The sequence below is a fragment of the Sinorhizobium psoraleae genome (assembly GCF_013283645.1).
GTDB lineage: Bacteria > Pseudomonadota > Alphaproteobacteria > Rhizobiales > Rhizobiaceae > Sinorhizobium > Sinorhizobium psoraleae.
Map to the genome: position 1 here is coordinate 6,841 of NZ_JABEKV010000009.1, position 614 is coordinate 7,454.

The window sequence follows — 614 nt, forward strand, 5'->3', positions numbered from 1 at the left end:
TGGGTGCGGCTTTTTTCGCATCCGGGGCAGCCGCTACCGATCTGATACCACCGCCTGTTGCCCCGGTGGCAGAGGATTTGGCGACCGGGCAAAGCCCTTGGCAGATCCGTGTGCGCGCTTTGGGCGTCATCACTGAGGACAGTGGCTCAATCAACGGCGTGCCTGACTCGGACCTTTCCTATTCGGACTCTCTGATCCCGGAACTCGACATCAGCTACTTCTTCACTGACAACATCGCCGCGGAACTCGTCCTTGGCACGACCTACGCCAACATCAAGGAAGATGGTGCCGTCGGCGTGCCGGTCGGGAAGGCCTGGCTGCTGCCGCCGACGCTTACGCTGCAGTACCACTTCACCGATTTCGGTGCCTTCAAGCCCTATGTCGGCGCGGGCATTAACTACTCGCTGTTCTACAACCAAAGCGAAAAGGCGGGTTTCCATAACCTCGACGTCGACAATCATGTGGGCGCCGCATTGCAGTTTGGTTTCGACTACATGGTCGATGAGCATTGGGGCGTAAACTTCGATGTGAAGAAGATCTTCCTCGAAACCGATTGGGAGGCCGACCATGAGGTTCTCGGTCCGCTGAAGGGCAAGGCGAAAATGGATCCGTGG

Annotated in this window: 1 protein-coding gene; it reads left to right on the forward strand. The window is 58.0% G+C overall.

What is annotated here, in order from left to right; translation table 11 throughout:
• Positions 1–614, forward strand: a 614-nt coding sequence (locus ILFOPFJJ_RS29650) for an OmpW/AlkL family protein (RefSeq protein WP_173514103.1), incomplete at both ends; no start/stop codon positions are given.